Source organism: Paenibacillus oryzisoli, from assembly GCF_001653565.1.
In the GTDB taxonomy this organism is placed as follows: domain Bacteria; phylum Bacillota; class Bacilli; order Paenibacillales; family NBRC-103111; genus Paenibacillus_E; species Paenibacillus_E oryzisoli.
In genome coordinates, this window is the sequence record NZ_LYPB01000071.1 from 145,482 (window position 1) to 161,080 (window position 15,599).

Genomic DNA, 15,599 nt, shown 5'->3' on the forward strand with positions numbered 1-15,599 from the left:
ACACATACTAAATTCAGGAGATCTAACCTTATGCTTACCCAATTGCCTTCAACCTTACGAGTGCTTGATCGTTCAAAAAATACAGAATCCCAATCGATTTTATATGCTTTTGCTTTAGAAGAACTCTTATGCCGTGCAATTGGGCAGGGAACATCCCCCATTCTACATATTTGGCGGCATCCACGCGCGTTCGTTATGGGGTTAAGAGACAGCAGATTGCTAGGCGCTGCGCAAGCAGATGAATGGCTCCGAAGTCAAGGTTATGATACTGCTGTACGCAATTCGGGTGGAGCGGCAGTACCTTTGGATAGGGGAGTCGTTAATATATCTTTGCTGCTCCCGAAGGGTGCAGGAGATATGGAGCACCGCAAAGATTTTGAGGGGATGGTCGGCTTGATTCGAGACGTAATGGCTTCCATTACGGATCAAATTGACCAAGGAGAAATTATTGGTTCCTTTTGCCCGGGAGAATTCGATCTGAGCATTGGTGGGCGTAAATTCTGTGGAATAGCACAGCGCAGACAGCAGCTTGCCATCTCTGTACAAGCTTTCCTAATCATCGAAGGGCGCGGCGAGGAAAAGGCTGCATTGGCTCGCGGATTTTATGAGAGGGCTGCAATCTCGGCTGCCAAGCATGATTATCCGACGGTTGTGCAGGAAAGCATGTCGAGTTTAGCGGAGTGCTTGCAGCTGCCGTTAACAGCGGAGATGTTCGTAGAGCAGCTCCGGCGGGTGATGGACACCGCAGGGATCCAGTTTACCCAGGCCGGAGATATCGCCGGCTATCCCACTGAATCCCAGGTGCATGACATGATTGCTTTAATGAAAGGTCGCTACGGCATTTCAACCTAAAAAATAGTGCAACGCCGCTGGCATCTCGACTTGCCAGAAGCCCCATATATGCTTGCCAGGTTTCTCTATATAGTGAAGCGTGGCATTTTTGTCTTGCAAAAACGTGTGCGTCAGTCTGTTTTCACGGACGAAATCGAAGGTGCCGCGCTCTGTTGTAACGTCGGTTTCATCTGTACCGATCAACATATAAATCTCTAGCCAAGATAAGTCGTCCTCTTGTTTGATTCTTTCGCGTGTTATGTCGAAAAATGCGCCTGACAAGGATATAACTCGGCAAAAAAGGCTAGGATAATCTAAGGCGAGATGCAAGGAAACTGTTCCTCCAAGAGAATCTCCCGCAAGAATGCGTTCAGATCTCTCCGTACGGACGGGATAACGACTTTCTACATATGGGAGAAGCTCCTCTGCGAAGAATTGACAGTAAGTATCATGACGCTCTCCCTCCGGTGCATATTCGGATGTCCGAATAGCGTTATTCACATCGACTCCGACAACAATGGCAGGTTCTAGATCCTCATCGAGGATTAATCGCGTAAGGGTTGTAGCAATTCTGCCGAAATTAAAGAACTGTTCACCATCTTGACAGTAAATAACAGGATAGGAGAGCAGTTCGTTATAACCAGGGGGGAGATAGATCCGTAGGGGCCGATTTTCTCCGAGTAGGCTCGAGGTTACTTCATCTTTGACAATAGTACGCTTATACAAACGGGAGTCGTCTAACATGGTTGATCTCCTTCTTATTGGGGTAGGTGTATTATAGCAGTTGTTGTTTCCCTATAAACTGTATTATATATTTTGTTAAACTGTACTATTCACTAACAGTAAAAAAGGTGAGATACCCCGCCACTACTGGTGTACAATTCACCAAAACAGGATTATAATAATACTATAACAGAAGTTCAGATAGTAGGCACCAAAATCATATAAGAGGTGAAATGGTATGAGTAAGCCACTTGTCAGCCAAGCAAATTATGAAGTGACCACAGAAAAGGTTGAGCCATTGCAGGTTCTTGCTCCAGACGGCACAGTCGTAAATCCCGACAAAATGCCGAAGCTTAGCGATGAACAATTGAAAGAATTAATGAGAAGAATGGTATTTACACGCGTATGGGATGAAAGAGCAGTTAATCTAGGTCGTCAAGGCCGTCTTGGTTTCTATGCACCGGTTTCTGGTCAAGAAGCATCCATGATTGGTAGTGAATTTGCCTTGAATAAAGACGATTTCATCTGCCCAGGTTACCGCGATATGCCGCAATTGGTATGGCACGGTCTTCCGCTTTATCAAGCATTCTTGTATTCCCGCGGTCATCAACATGGCGGACAAATTCCGCAAGATGTTCACGTACTTATGCCACAAATCATTATCGGCGCTCAAATTCTTCATGCAACAGGCGTAGCGATGGCTTTCAAGAAGCGCAACCAACCGCGTGTAGCAATTACTTATACAGGTGACGGCGGAAGCTCTGAAGGTGATTTCTACGAAGGCATGAACTTTGCAGGCGCATTTAAATTGCCTGTCATTTATTTTGTACAAAACAATGGTTATGCCATTACAACACCTTATTCGAAACAAACAGGAGCTCTTTCTGTTGCACATAAATCCGTTGCTGCGGGTATCAAAGGCGTGCAAGTAGACGGAATGGATGTTCTAGCTGTTGTTCAAGCTGTTACAGAAGCTGCTGAAAGAGGACGCAGAGGCGAAGGCGCTACGTTGATCGAAGCATTGACATACCGTTTCCGTCCACATTCCCTAGCTGATGATACAACGAAATACCGTACCAAAGACGAAGAGTCCGATTGGGAACCAAGAGATCCGCTTACTCGTATGCGTTTGTTCTTGACGAAGAAAGGTCTTTGGAGCGAAGAAGAAGAAGCGAAAGTGAAAGAAGAAGCGAAAGCTACTGTTGCTGAGCACATCAAAAAAGCGGAAGAAACAGAGAAAATGACAGTCGCTGGTTTGATCGACTCCATGTTCGAAGTGACACCTTCCCATTTGGAAGAACAAAAGGAATTGTATAAATAGAGTAAACACATAGGCACGAAACAAGTTTTAACTTTAGGAGGCACAGAGTAGTCATGGCACAAATGACAATGATTCAAGCGATAAAAGACGCGATGCGCGTAGAATTAGAAAGAGATCCTAATGTTATTTTGTTCGGTGAAGACGTTGGTAATGTTGGTGGCGTGTTCCGTGCAACAGAAGGCTTACAAAAAGAATTCGGCGAAGAGCGTGTATTCGATACGCCGCTTGCTGAGTCCGCAATCGGTGGACTTGCGGTTGGTTTAGGCGTGCAAGGCTTCCGCCCAATCGCTGAAATCCAATTCGTAGGATTCATCTACGAAGCACTTGACCAAATTTGCGTGCAAGCTGCTCGTATGCGTTACCGTTCTGGCGGCCGTTATAACTCCCCGATCGTATTCCGTACGCCGTTTGGCGGAGGGGTGAAAGCAGCTGAGCTTCATACGGATGCACTTGAAGGTCTTCTTGTTCAAACACCAGGGATTAAAGTTGTTGTTCCTTCCAATCCTTACGATGCAAAAGGTCTTCTAATCGCAGCTATTCGTGACAATGACCCTGTTTTCTTCATGGAGCATTTGAATTTATACCGTGCTTTCCGCGGTGAAGTACCAGAAGGCGAATATACAGTCGAGCTTGGTAAAGCGAATGTTGTCAAAGAAGGTTCTGACGTTACAATCATTACTTACGGCGCTATGGTTCACACGTCCATGAAAGCTGCTGAAGAAATCGAAAAAACAAAAGGCGTGAAAGTCGAAGTTATCGACCTTCGTACACTTCTTCCATTAGATATAGATACAATTGTAGCTTCGATTAAGAAAACAAACCGTGCGATCATCGTTCAAGAAGCGCAAAAAACTTCCGGAGTAGCCGCAGAGGTTATTGCTCAAATTAATGAAAAAGCGATTCTACATTTGGAAGCACCTGTTCTACGTATTTCACCACCAGATACGGTGTATCCATTTGCACAGATTGAAGATGCTTGGTTGCCAAGTCCAGCAAGCGTTATTGCCGGGATTAAGAAAGTTCTTGAATTTTAATTCACCTAGTCGAAGGTAACAGGAGGTCATACACGTGGCATTGTTTGAATACAAGTTCCCAGAGCTTGGTGAAGGCATACATGAAGGCGAGATCGTGAAAATGTTAGTTAAAGCGGGTGACACCGTAACTGACGAAACGATTCTTATGGAAGTACAGAATGATAAAGCAGTCGTTGAAGTTCCTTGTCCGGTTGAGGGCAAGATCGTCAGCGTTGCTGTCAAAGATGGACAAGTCTGCACAATCGGCGAGCTTGTGATGACGATTGAAGTGACTGGCGAGATGCCTGCGGCTTCGATGCATCAAGGTTCCAGCCACGCGGCACCAGCCGTGGCGGTTGCAACTCCACCTGCGGTTGCACCAGCAGCAGTAGCAGCACCAGCAGCAGCGCCTGCTGCGGCTACACCAGTAGCAGCCGCGCCTACAGGCAGCGCGGCCCGCGAAGTGCTTGCGACGCCTAGCGTGCGCAAGCTGGCAAGAGAGAAAGGCATCACACTCGCAGAGGTGACGCCTACAGGGAAGCACGGCCGCGTAACACGCGAGGACGTGGAAGGCTTCACAGGAGCGGGCTCTGCAGCAGCTCCAGCAGCAACAGAAGCGGCTTCTTCAGCAGCTTCTGAAACAGCAGCAGCACCTGCAGCAGCAGCGCAGGTAGTTACTGCTGGCGATCGCGTCGAAGAACGGATTCCGTTCAAAGGCATCCGTAAGATCATCGCGAACGCGATGGTTAAATCCGTGTACACGGCTCCGCACGTGACATTGATGGATGAAATCGACGTGTCAGCACTAGTTGCACTTCGTGAGCGCACGAAGCCTCTAGCAGAGAAAAAAGGCGTGAAACTGACGTACCTCCCTTTCATCGTGAAAGCATTGGTAGCAGCTTGCCGTCAATTCCCGGTCATGAACGCAATGATCGACGAAGAGAAGCAAGAAATCGTCTACAAAAAGTACTACAACATCGGGATCGCAACAGATACTGACAACGGCTTGCTCGTTCCTGTTATCCATGATGCTGACCGTAAAAACGTATGGTCGATTGCTTCTTCCATCAAAGATTTGGCTGTTCGCGGTCGTGAAGGCAAATTGTCTCCGAACGAAATGAAGGGCGGCACGATTTCCATCACGAACATCGGTTCTGTTGGCGGTATGTTCTTCACACCGGTCATCAACTTCCCAGAAGTTGCGATTCTAGGTGCAGGTCGTATCACAGAGAAACCAGTTGTGAAAAACGGTGAAATCGCGGTTGGACATGTTATGGCGCTTTCCTTGAGTTTCGATCACCGTATCGTTGACGGAGCGACAGCACAAAGCTTCTTGAACTACATCAAACAGCTTCTGGCTGATCCAGAGCTTCTCGTCTTGGAGGTGTAACATCATGGTTGTAGGAGATGCTTCTTTAGATATAGATTTGTTGGTTATTGGTGCGGGTCCTGGCGGTTACGTGGCTGCGATTCGCGCAGCACAGCTTGGTCAAAGTGTTCTTATTGTTGATAAGGATGCTTGGGGCGGCGTGTGTTTGAACCGTGGTTGTATCCCGTCCAAAGCTTTGATCTCAGCTGCGCACACATATGAGCATGCACAGCATGCTGACAGCATCGGGATCTCCGTGGAGAACGTGAAAGTGGACTTTGCGAAGGTACAAGCTTGGAAAAACAGCATCGTTGCCAAACAAACTGGCGGCGTTAGCGCATTGCTCAAAGGCAACAAGATCCAGACGTTCCAAGGTGAAGCGATGTTTATCAACGAGCACGAAGCACGTGTGTTCAATGATGCAGAAGCGCCGCGTTACCGTTTCAAAAACTGCATTATCGCAACAGGCTCCCGTCCGATTGAGTTGAAAGCTTTCCCTTACGGGGGAAGAATTATCTCCTCGACAGAAGCTTTGAACTTGCCTGAAATTCCGAAGAGCATGATCGTTATCGGCGGTGGCTATATCGGGATCGAGCTTGGTCAAACGTACGCGAAATTCGGTACTAAAGTAACTGTTTTGGAAGGCTCTGATCACGTACTTCCAGGCTTCGAGAAAGAATTTACGAAGCTGGTAGCTAAGAGTTTAGACAAAGTTGGCGTAGAGGTTCATACGGAAGCGTTGGCGCAATCCTGTACCAAAACTGACAACGATGTTACGGTTACTTTCACAGTGAAAGGTGAAGAGAAACAAGTCACGGCTGATTACGTTCTTGTAACGGTTGGTCGTCGTCCGAACACGGATGGCGAGCTTGGTCTAGACCTTATTAACTTGAAAATGACGGACCGCGGTTTGATCGAAGTCGATAACCAAGGTCGCACAAGCATTCCTCATATTTTTGCAATCGGTGATGTGGTCCCTGGTTTATCCTTGGCACACAAAGCTTCTTATGAAGCCAAAGTCGCGGCTGAAGCGATTGCTGGACAACCAAGTATCGTTGATTACAAAGCAATGCCTGCTGTCGTCTTCTCCGATCCAGAGATTGCAGGTGTAGGTCTAAGCGAAACCGAAGCGAAAGCGCAAGGAATCAATGTTACCATTGGTAAATTCCCTTATGCGGCTAACGGGCGCGCAAACTCCTTGAACGCGGCGCAAGGCTTCGTGAAGCTTGTCGGCGACAAAGAAACAGGCCAATTGCTTGGTGGTCAAATCGTAGGACCAGAAGCTTCGAACTTAATCGGTGAGCTTGCTCTAGCGGTTGAGATGGGTGCCAATCTGGAAGATATCGCACTTACGATTCATGCACATCCAACATTGACAGAAATGATTATGGATGCTGCTGAAGGTGCACTAGGTCATCCAATTCATCAACTTGGTAAGTAAGTTACAGGTGTAATAACGGTTATATCGATACCTTTAGATAAAAGTCCCGGGAGTTTGGCTGAAGAGCCGCTCTACGGGACTCTTTTAGTTTTACTAAAACTTGAATTGACGCCCGGAATCGGCTGCTTATATAATTTGAAGATGAATTCATGATAGCCAAAATGTAAGGAGCGTTGAAGATGCATACACCGAAACCGATTATCATTGGTCACCGCGGCGCGGCGGGCGAAGCTCCAGAGAACACACTTGCTTCATTTGAATTAGCACTGGAGCAAGGCGCACAAGCGATTGAACTGGATGTACATATCACGAAGGATGGCGAAATCGTCGTTTGCCATGATGGAACATTGGATCGCACAACGAATGGTTCAGGACTTATTTGTCAACAACAATGGGCAGATATACAGAAGTTAGACGCTGGGGCTTGGTTTTCGGACAAGTTCGCGGGTGAACGCATTCCTCTTCTAAGCGAGGTTTTTGATCTGGTGCCGAAGGGAACGCTCATCAATGTGGAAGTGAAATATGCCTACGAAGGTCGGATGGAGAGTGCACTACTGGCATTTTTGCGAGGAGTAGATCGGAACGAAGATGTCGTTATTTCTTCTTTTGACCATAAAGTGATTCAGCGCTTGAAGCGGGCAGAACCGGCGTTGAAGGTAGGCTTGCTGTATGCAGCCAATCTTATTGACCATGGGGCGTATGCCAAACTGCTCGAGGTTGAAGTCTATTCCCTGCATCCACATCATCACTCTTTTGAAGGGTCAGATATCGCTTTGGCTACCGCAGATGGGTTAGCTGTCTATCCCTACACAGTGAATGAACTCTCAGACTATCAACGGATGATTGATGCAGGTGTCACGGGGATTATTACAGATTTTCCTGGCAGGCTGAAAGCATATTTGAACTCGAATTCATAATTCGAATCCATAACCAAGAATAAATAGACCGAGGCATACACATGCTGAGGTCTTATTTCTTTTCCCCGCATACAATGAACTATTGACAGACTCGAATGAGATACCAATAGGGGGAATTTCCATGTTTAAATGGATGTTCGTTACGCTAGTAAGGCTTTTACTTCCGTGCTTGCGTCTGTTTGTGTTGCTTGCTTTTAAGGTGGGAGTGACAGGCATGGAGAAGCTCGATATGAGGGGAAAAACAGTTCTTATTCCGAACCACGTATCGTTGTTGGATGCCGTAGTGCTGGCATTAATTTTACCTACAGATGTAGCATTTGTGGTGAATACGAACATTGCGAAGCGATTCCCGTGGGTCCTCCATTTCAGGGCTCATATTACGGTGGATACTTCGAATCCTTATGCCGTTCGTACGATGCTAAAAACGATTCAAAGTGGAACACCTCTCGTCATTTTTCCAGAAGGAAGGATTACGACAACAGGTGGCATGATGAAAATATATGGCGGCATTGGGTATCTTGCCCTTCGATCTCAAGCGCGTATTGTGCCGATTTCAATTGAGGGTTTGGAGTATTCGAAGCTATCCTATTTGCGTGGAAAAATAAAGCAACGCTGGTTCCCACGGGTGAATATAGCGTTTGGCGAAGCTTTTCAAGTACCGCCAGGCGATGTGCGATTTACAAGAAAAGTCCAGAAAGAGCAGGCGACAGAGGAGATCCGCGCTAAGCTGTTAGGTCATTTGCTGGAAAGTCGGCTGCAGCCTGAGGTTAACTTATTCAACGAACTGCTGGCAGCTGCTCAGAGGCATGGGCAATCGAGGGTCATTTGCGAAGATGCCATGAGTAATTCTGTATTGACGTATCGGAAACTACAGTTGAGCAGCTATACACTGGCAGTTCGGTTGGGGAAGCTTGTCGCTGAGGAGAAGCGGGTTGGATTGTTGCTGCCCAATGCCGCGGGGCATGTGGTCACGCTATTTGCATTATTCCGATTAGGCGTTACGCCTGCTATCTTGAATTATTCTGCTGGCAAGCAGGCAATGCTGGATGCGTGTGAGACAGCTGAAGTTCGGACTGTGCTGACATCTCGCGTGTTTATCGAGAAGGCGGGGCTATCGGATTTTATCCAGAGTGCTAGTGGTCTATTCACGCTTATGTATCTGGAAGATGTGAAGGAAGCGCTAACTATACAAGATAAGGTGCATGGTTTGCTCCACTTGGTGCAGCGGAAGAAAGGGCCAGTTGGTGCTGGGCAGAACGAAGCAGTATTATTCACTTCAGGTAGCGAGAGTAAACCCAAAGGTGTCGTTCTAACGCACCGAAATATTAGCGCGAATATCCAGCAAGCGAGGCTAGTTATTGCCTTCAATTCTTCAGATAGTGTGCTTGGCAGCATGCCGATGTTTCACTCATTCGGTCTTACAGCGGGGACGATGCTGCCGATTCTCTCGGGGATGAAGCTGGTGTTATATCCCAATCCCTTGCATTACAAAGTCATTCCAGAGCTCGTTTATGATCGGAATATTACGATATTATTTGGTACGTCCACGTTTCTTGGAGCTTACGCAAGAACGGCGCATCCTTATGATTTTGCCCATTCCTTACGCTATGTTGTGGCTGGTGCAGAAAGGCTGAAGGAGGAAGTGCGTCAACTTTGGCAGGATAAATTCGGAATTCGCATTCTAGAGGGCTATGGTACGACGGAGACGACGCCGGTTATTTCACTGAACACACCGATGCATGCGAAGAAAGGATCTGTCGGTCAATTGCTGCCAGGCATCGAAGCTGTCGTAGAAGCGGTGGATGGGATTCCTTCAGGCGGGCATTTGCTCGTTAAAGGTCCGAACGTGATGAAGGGGTATTTGATTCATAGTCGAGGGTTCGTCCCTGCATCGGAATGGTATAGCACCGGGGATATTGTGACATTGGATGATCAAGGATTCTTGTTCATTCAAGCGCGTTTGCAATCTTTTGCTAAAATCGGTGGCGAAAAAGTGTCGCTTCTCATGGTGGAGGAGCTCGTATCTAGGTGTTTGGCGGCCCCTGCGGTGTGCGCAGCAGTTCATGTGCCGGATCGACGAAAAGGTGAGCGAATCATTGCCTATCACACAAGTAAAGTGAATCCGCTTGAAGCACTTCGCGAGTTGATGAGGCAAGAGGGGCAGCCGGCGATTTATATGCCTTCCGAATTTCGTTACATCGAGAAGCTGCCGCTACTCGGGAGTGGCAAGGTTGATTATGTAACGATGAAACAATGGGCATTGATGAGTGATGGGGTGCGCAAAGATGCAGATCATGAAGATAAACCCACAGCTTAGGCTGTGGGTTTTGCACGGATGACGGTAATGGCGGCGGGGATGAGTTCGATTTGAAGAGGCGTGGAGCCAGCGAACTCCCCGTCTGCTTGGACAAGCAAGGGATGCTCTGTCTGTATTGAAATCGATTTCCCCTTGTAAAAGGATACGGCAGGATGCTGGGTGTGTTTGCCTTGATACACGGTGAAAAGTACGGGCAGGAGGCGAAGCCGGCTTTTGCTCTGAATAACAACAACATCAGCTATGCCATCTGTTGGACTAGCTACGGGGCAAATTTGAATAGCGCCTCCGTAAAAAGGAATATTGGCTACGGCAGCTAGCCACATGTTCGGTAGCTTCGTTATAAGTCCATCGACTTCTAACCATGCGGTAGAAGGTTGATAGGTTGCAAACACACGAAGTATAGAAATGAAATAGGATAGCTTGCCTAGTCCTAGACGATTGAGGAACTTTTTGTAGCTGGCTTCATTCGTGATCTTGGCAACCATCCCATCAAAACCCGCCCCAATGCTATTCACCGCAACTTGTTGCATCTGACTGGCTTGAAGAAGGTCAATTTGCAAGGTGTAGGCAGCATGTAGAGCAATGTGCAGTGCTTCAAGTGGATGATTGGGAATGCCGTAGGCTTTGGCAAAATCATTACCTGTTCCTGCTGGAATCACGGCAATAGCGCAATCCGGGGAGGAGTCGTTGCTATTCTGGTGCTTCTGATACTGCCAAATTCCGCAAGCTGCTTCATGGACGGTGCCATCTCCGCCAATGATGATGATACGCTGTACATGATGAGTTTGAATCAGTGTGATGGCAAGTTGCGTCGCTTCACCTGCGTGAGTTGTTAATTTGGCTAGATAAGCGATGTGATTCTCTTGGAGGTAAGCTTGGACTTCTCCCCAGATGTGAGATCCTCTGCCATTGCCTGAAAGCGGGTTCACAATGATTCCGATTAATTCCATGTCTATTTGCCCCTTATCTTTTCGTTGAGGTGGTAGTATTTGGTAGATGAAATGCCTGGTATAGTAAGGTTTATACGAATTTTTCTTTACATAAGGGAGTCTGTTTTGTAAAATAAACCATGGGTAAATTAATTTTTACTTATGTTAGGTTTAGTGCCATAAGCCAGATTGATCGTTGATTTACACTCGGGGGGAGAATGGGTAACTTTGAAATCCAAATCAAAATTGAACAGCATGCAAGGCACAGGAAAGCTCAACGTCAACCTGTCCATCCTTCGTAATCTGAAACTTCGTTTTAAATTGCTGTTCATGAATGCGATTGCCATTTTATTTTTATTAATTGTAGGGATCACGGGCTATCATTATATGGACAAGATGTCTAGTAACTCTACTAGAATGTACGAGGAAAGTCTGCTTTCTGTCAAATGGATTAATCAACTCCAAACAAATTTCAATGAAACCGAATCTAATTTGTTAGAGATGATGCTATCCACGGATGTGAAGTATAAGGCTAAGCTCAAAGCCAAGTTGGATGAAAACGCAAGTACTAATAAAGAATTAGTCGCGAAAATTGCAGGAGTTGCGCTTAATCAGGAAGAGACTGGTGCCTTCGCTAGCTTCGAGGAACTGAATGTGAAGTATCGTGATGTTGTCACTAAAACGATTGATCAAGCGACGCAAAATAATCAAGTTGCTTATCAGGTTTACAATAATGAAGTCTCCCCGCAAGGTGATAAAACGGTAGAAGCATTAGTTAAGCTCGTAGGACTTAAAGAATCCGCAGCTGAACAATTCCAGAAATCTAGTAGTTCGGATTCAGCAATTTCGCATTGGGTCATCATACTGACGATTATTATAGCGATTATTGTGATGACTTTGGGTGCATTGACGCTCGATGCGATCATTTCTACACCGATTCGCAAACTCCAAGAAAGCATGGAGAAGGCAGCTGGTGGAGACCTGTCCGTTAAAGGGGACTACCCTTATGAGGATGAGGTAGGTAAAGTAACGAATTCTTTTAATGTGATGACAGGAAGCTTGCGGGGGCTCGTCATGCAAATCTCAGATAATGCTTTGACGCTTTCAGCGAGTTCGGAAGAGCTTCTCGCCAGCTCGGAACAAAGCTCTCTAGCGGCAAGACAAGTTGCTTCTTCTAGTCAGCAGCTTTCGGAGGATTTTGATAAGCAATTTGCTAGTGTGAATCAAGCGAATGAGGCGGTTGGCCTTATGTTGTCGAGCACGAAGCAAATTGATGAGTCGGCGCAAGTGGTTGCAGTGCTTGTGAATCAAGCGACTCAGGCCGCTCAGCATGGCAAGCAATCGGTCGTATCGATCGCGGGCCAGATGTCTGAGATTTCAGACGCGGTTCGTGAAGTTAATGTTGTTATTGAAGCATTGGGTAAAAATGCACACAAAATTGGTGAAATCGTTAATGTGATTAACGAGATTTCGACGCAGACGAATCTGCTTTCTCTGAATGCAGCGATTGAGGCAGCACGTGCTGGGGAAGCTGGGCGCGGCTTCGCTGTTGTTGCTGAGGAAGTGCGTAAACTTGCGGAGCAGTCGTCCACTTCGGCGCGAAATATTACGCACCTGGTGTCGACGATCCAGCGGCAGATCAATCATGCTGTAAGCTCCATGCAAGCAGGAGCAGGGAAAGTGCAAGAGGGCTTGACGATTTCGGAGGAAGCGCAAGAATCGTTCGTACACATCGAGACTTCCGTCGAGAAAGTGAATACGAAAGTGGAAGATGTGAACCGGAACATCCACCAGCTCGTCGATGCGAACTTGCGCATCGAGCAGGTGATGCGCATTGTGAGCTCCGTGTCTGAGACGGGAATCTCCGTCAGCCAAGAGACATCCGCTGCGAGCCAGCAGCAAATGTCGACCACGGAGGAAATCGAGAACTCCGCAAAGTCGCTGGCTGGACTTGCGGAAGAATTGCAAATTTCGCTGCAGAAATTTAAGGTGTAGAAGAGGACCCGCGGGCGCGTGCCGCGGGTTTTTGGTTGTTGGTGCGGGCTGGCGCGGGGCGAGCTTGGGGAAGCGATGCCATTAGTGATGAAAAACATCACTAACGGAATTGAATTGGTGCGAGCCGTGGGAAGAGCTGCCGTTTAGTGATGAAAAACATCATTAACGGGGTTGAATTGGTGCGAGCCGGCGGAAAGAGCTGCCATTAGTGATGAAAAACATCACTAACGGAGTTGAATTGGTGCGAGCCGTGGGAAGAGCTGCCGTTTAGTGATGAAAAACATCACTAACGGAGTTGAATTGGTGCGAGCCCTCGGAATGGGCTGCCGTTTAGTGATGAAAAACATCACTAACGGAGTTGAATTGGTGCGAGCCCGCGGGAAGAGCTGCCGTTTAGTGATGAAAAACATCACTAACGGAGTTGAATTGGTGCGAGCCCGCGGAAAGAGCTGCAGTTAGTGATGAAAAACATCACTAACTGAGCTGAATTGGTGCGAGCCCGCGGAGTTTCTAGATTATCCCAACATTTGTAGAAGGATGTCATCTGTTGCTCGATAGGATCTGATTCGTTCGGTCCCTTTGCCAGCGGGTTCAAGTAGCTTTTTCTCAAGCATGACCTTAAGCAGTTTGCGCGCCTTCTGTTCCTTAATGCACAGAATCTGGCAAACATCATGAGTTGTAAGGAGTTTCTCGCTGTGCAGCGCATAACGCAAAATTTCCTTTTCCATGTAGCTAATCGATTTGACTGGAACATCGTTCATACCCAGATAGCGTCCCATAAACTGTTGTAAGATTTGTTGGCACATGCGGGGGCGATCTTTGATATCGTCGTAGGAGAAACGGAGGATTCTCCAACCATCGATGATGAGGTGATTCTGACGAATGAGGTGATCCGAGAATTGGGAGCGGCTAATTTGCGAGGCGTGTGTGGTGAAACCGTCGATTTCGATGGCAAGTTTGAGTGTATGTTTGATAAAAGCAAAATCAAGGAATCGAGTTCCATCTCGAAAGTCCTTCACCTCATATTCAGGATAAAGATTGTTGAAGTGCTGAAAGGCTGGCCACCAAACATGCAAAAGAAATAGTTTCTCAGCATGACTGTGACCCTCTAACAGTCTGCGGAGTGAGTCACCTTTTCGAGTAGATGCGTGGTACGCGATATAGCTGTTATGTGCAACTTCAAATTCAATTTTCATGTGGATGCCTCCTTAAAATAAACAAAGCCGCTTCTCTCTATCAGCCTTGGCTGAAAGTAGAAAAGCGGCGTATGCTTTACGACCAACTATTTCTATATTGTAGCACACACTCAATGTATATCACCATCGTATTGACAAATTTGTACTACCGTTATATAATACTGGAGTTGATTGAAATGAAAACATATAAACACTTCATATTTAGCCTCATTTACCCCACACGAACGATTAGCGAGAAGAAAGTAACCCCCTCTCCTTGTTTGTTTTTCTCCCAATGCGCAATCCATCAGCTCATTTATGGTAAACCCGAGGCAACGTAAGTGTTTCGGCAGTAAGTGTTTGTAACGCAATTCGCACTGGCGCGGTCATTGGAGCCGCAAGGATGGAAGAGAGGTAGGGCTTTCATTGTTTTGATATTCCAACACATGAATTACGCAATTTCATAGAGATCAATTGAAGTAAGATAAATCGTTTTCGTGCTGATTAGGTGCGGGAACGATTTTTTATGTTGTTCTTTGCTGGTGAATCCTGTTCTCTTCCTTTACAATTAAAGCAAACTAACCAACGGTCTGATATGAGGTATGTAGGGTGTGCGAGGTATGCACGGTAAGTAGGAATTGCCAAGTGAGCTGAGTTTGCAAGATGGTGCGAGGTAAGCAGGAATTGCGTAGTGAGAAGAGTCTCGAGGTATGCACAGTAAGCAGGAATTGCCAAGTAAGCAGAGTTTGCATGATGTGAGAGTTAAACAGGAAATGCGGAGTGAGCAGAGTTGCAAGGTATGCAAGGTATGCAAGGTAAGCAAGAATTGCCAAGTGAGCTGAGTTTGCAAGATGGTGCGAGGTATGCATGGAAAGCAGGGTTTGCAGAGTATACAAGGATTGCAAAGTTGCATGGTTCTCAAGTTTTAAAGGTTCTCAAGTTTTAAAGGTTCTCAAGTTTTAAAGGTTCTCAATGTTTAAAGGTTATCAAGTTTTAAAGTTTCTTAAGTTTTAAAAATTTCCAGAAGTTCTACCGAATCTTCCAAGCGAATTGTTAGCTTGTCTTAATGAAAGGTATAGAACGTCTCACTCTACATAGAAAGAGGGTCCCCCCTTGCCAGAACACATATTTGAACTGAAGGCCACATGGACAGGCGGTCTGGATGGGATAGGCCAACTCCAAGCAGATGGGTTACGGACATCGATTTCCGTCCCAAGTCAATTTGATGGTCCCGGTGTGGGAACGAACCCGGAAGAATTACTGCTTGGTGCCGCGGCAACCTGTTACATTATCACACTAGGAACGTTGCTAGCAAGAGAAGGCATTGTATCCCTTGAACTCGATTCCCACATTTATGTCCAGAACCGTCCAACGATGAAAGTAAATGCGATTGTTCATCAGCCTCGTATTTGTGTAACACCACATAGGAGCGAAGCTCAACTGGATAAAATAAGAGTAGCCGCATTCCGTGCGGAACAAACTTGCATGATTAGTAAAGCACTACGAGGGAATGTACATATAAGCGTCGAGCCCGAGATACAAATCTTGGGTACATAAACACTCCTACT

General features: G+C 46.6%; 13 protein-coding genes. 10 read left to right on the forward strand and 3 right to left on the reverse strand.

Annotated elements, in window-relative coordinates:
* Positions 1-30: 30 nt before the first annotated feature.
* Positions 31-852 (forward strand): lipoate--protein ligase family protein, encoded by an 822-nt coding sequence (locus A8708_RS17245; RefSeq protein ID WP_068665585.1) that lies wholly within the window; start codon positions 31-33, stop codon positions 850-852.
* Here the strand turns inward: A8708_RS17245 and A8708_RS17250 are convergent.
* Positions 844-1,575 (reverse strand): alpha/beta hydrolase, encoded by a 732-nt coding sequence (locus tag A8708_RS17250; RefSeq protein WP_068665586.1) that lies wholly within the window; start codon positions 1,573-1,575, stop codon positions 844-846. The genes A8708_RS17245 and A8708_RS17250 overlap by 9 nt on opposite strands.
* A 217-nt stretch (positions 1,576-1,792) precedes the next feature.
* Here A8708_RS17250 and pdhA point away from each other — a divergent pair, with 217 nt between their 5' ends.
* From pdhA to A8708_RS17280, 6 genes are all read left to right on the forward strand, one after another.
* A complete protein-coding gene (pdhA, locus tag A8708_RS17255; RefSeq protein ID WP_068665588.1) occupies positions 1,793-2,875 on the forward strand; it encodes a pyruvate dehydrogenase (acetyl-transferring) E1 component subunit alpha in 1,083 nt (360 codons plus the stop codon).
* A gap of 53 nt (positions 2,876-2,928) precedes the next feature.
* On the forward strand, positions 2,929-3,909 hold the full coding sequence (locus tag A8708_RS17260; RefSeq protein WP_068665590.1) for an alpha-ketoacid dehydrogenase subunit beta: 981 nt from the start codon (positions 2,929-2,931) through the stop codon (positions 3,907-3,909).
* Between the two features lie 34 nt (positions 3,910-3,943).
* Complete coding sequence (locus tag A8708_RS17265) at positions 3,944-5,278, forward strand: dihydrolipoamide acetyltransferase family protein (protein ID WP_068665592.1); 1,335 nt, start codon at positions 3,944-3,946, stop codon at positions 5,276-5,278.
* Between the two features lie 4 nt (positions 5,279-5,282).
* On the forward strand, positions 5,283-6,698 hold the full coding sequence (gene lpdA / locus A8708_RS17270) for a dihydrolipoyl dehydrogenase (RefSeq protein ID WP_068665594.1): 1,416 nt from the start codon (positions 5,283-5,285) through the stop codon (positions 6,696-6,698).
* Between the two features lie 179 nt (positions 6,699-6,877).
* Positions 6,878-7,615 carry a glycerophosphodiester phosphodiesterase gene (locus tag A8708_RS17275; protein ID WP_068665596.1) on the forward strand — a complete coding sequence of 246 codons (738 nt, stop codon included), beginning with the start codon at positions 6,878-6,880 and terminating at the stop codon, positions 7,613-7,615.
* A gap of 121 nt (positions 7,616-7,736) precedes the next feature.
* Positions 7,737-9,932, forward strand: a complete 2,196-nt coding sequence (locus A8708_RS17280; protein ID WP_239696738.1) for an AMP-binding protein — start codon at positions 7,737-7,739, stop codon at positions 9,930-9,932.
* Here the strand turns inward: A8708_RS17280 and A8708_RS17285 are convergent.
* Entirely contained in the window at positions 9,929-10,882 is a 954-nt protein-coding gene (locus tag A8708_RS17285; protein ID WP_068665598.1) for a diacylglycerol/lipid kinase family protein, read from the reverse strand. The genes A8708_RS17280 and A8708_RS17285 overlap by 4 nt on opposite strands.
* Positions 10,883-11,089: 207 nt before the next feature.
* On the opposite strand from A8708_RS17285, the gene A8708_RS17290 reads away from it, so the two are divergent.
* Complete coding sequence (locus tag A8708_RS17290; protein ID WP_068665600.1) at positions 11,090-12,856, forward strand: methyl-accepting chemotaxis protein; 1,767 nt, start codon at positions 11,090-11,092, stop codon at positions 12,854-12,856.
* A gap of 515 nt (positions 12,857-13,371) precedes the next feature.
* Here the strand turns inward: A8708_RS17290 and A8708_RS17295 are convergent.
* A complete protein-coding gene (locus A8708_RS17295) occupies positions 13,372-14,052 on the reverse strand; it encodes an endonuclease domain-containing protein (RefSeq protein ID WP_239696739.1) in 681 nt (226 codons plus the stop codon).
* Between the two features lie 787 nt (positions 14,053-14,839).
* Here A8708_RS17295 and A8708_RS35505 point away from each other — a divergent pair.
* Both A8708_RS35505 and A8708_RS17300 read left to right on the forward strand, forming a co-directional pair.
* Complete coding sequence (locus A8708_RS35505) at positions 14,840-14,977, forward strand: hypothetical protein (protein ID WP_204787575.1); 138 nt, start codon at positions 14,840-14,842, stop codon at positions 14,975-14,977.
* Between the two features lie 167 nt (positions 14,978-15,144).
* A complete protein-coding gene (locus tag A8708_RS17300) occupies positions 15,145-15,588 on the forward strand; it encodes an OsmC family protein (protein ID WP_068665602.1) in 444 nt (147 codons plus the stop codon).
* The last annotated feature ends 11 nt before the right edge of the window (positions 15,589-15,599 follow it).

Bases quoted from the DNA above. Each gene is read 5' to 3' on its own strand.
- A8708_RS17245 (WP_068665585.1), top strand. From the start codon at position 31: ATGCTTACCCAATTGCCTTCAACCTTACGAGTGCTTGATCGTTCAAAA.
- A8708_RS17250 (WP_068665586.1), bottom strand. From the start codon at position 1,575: ATGTTAGACGACTCCCGTTTGTATAAGCGTACTATTGTCAAAGATGAA.
- pdhA (WP_068665588.1), top strand. From the start codon at position 1,793: ATGAGTAAGCCACTTGTCAGCCAAGCAAATTATGAAGTGACCACAGAA.
- A8708_RS17260 (WP_068665590.1), top strand. From the start codon at position 2,929: ATGGCACAAATGACAATGATTCAAGCGATAAAAGACGCGATGCGCGTA.
- lpdA (WP_068665594.1), top strand. From the start codon at position 5,283: ATGGTTGTAGGAGATGCTTCTTTAGATATAGATTTGTTGGTTATTGGT.
- A8708_RS17275 (WP_068665596.1), top strand. From the start codon at position 6,878: ATGCATACACCGAAACCGATTATCATTGGTCACCGCGGCGCGGCGGGC.
- A8708_RS17280 (WP_239696738.1), top strand. From the start codon at position 7,737: ATGTTTAAATGGATGTTCGTTACGCTAGTAAGGCTTTTACTTCCGTGC.
- A8708_RS17285 (WP_068665598.1), bottom strand. From the start codon at position 10,882: ATGGAATTAATCGGAATCATTGTGAACCCGCTTTCAGGCAATGGCAGA.
- A8708_RS17295 (WP_239696739.1), bottom strand. From the start codon at position 14,052: ATGAAAATTGAATTTGAAGTTGCACATAACAGCTATATCGCGTACCAC.
- A8708_RS35505 (WP_204787575.1), top strand. From the start codon at position 14,840: ATGCAAGGTAAGCAAGAATTGCCAAGTGAGCTGAGTTTGCAAGATGGT.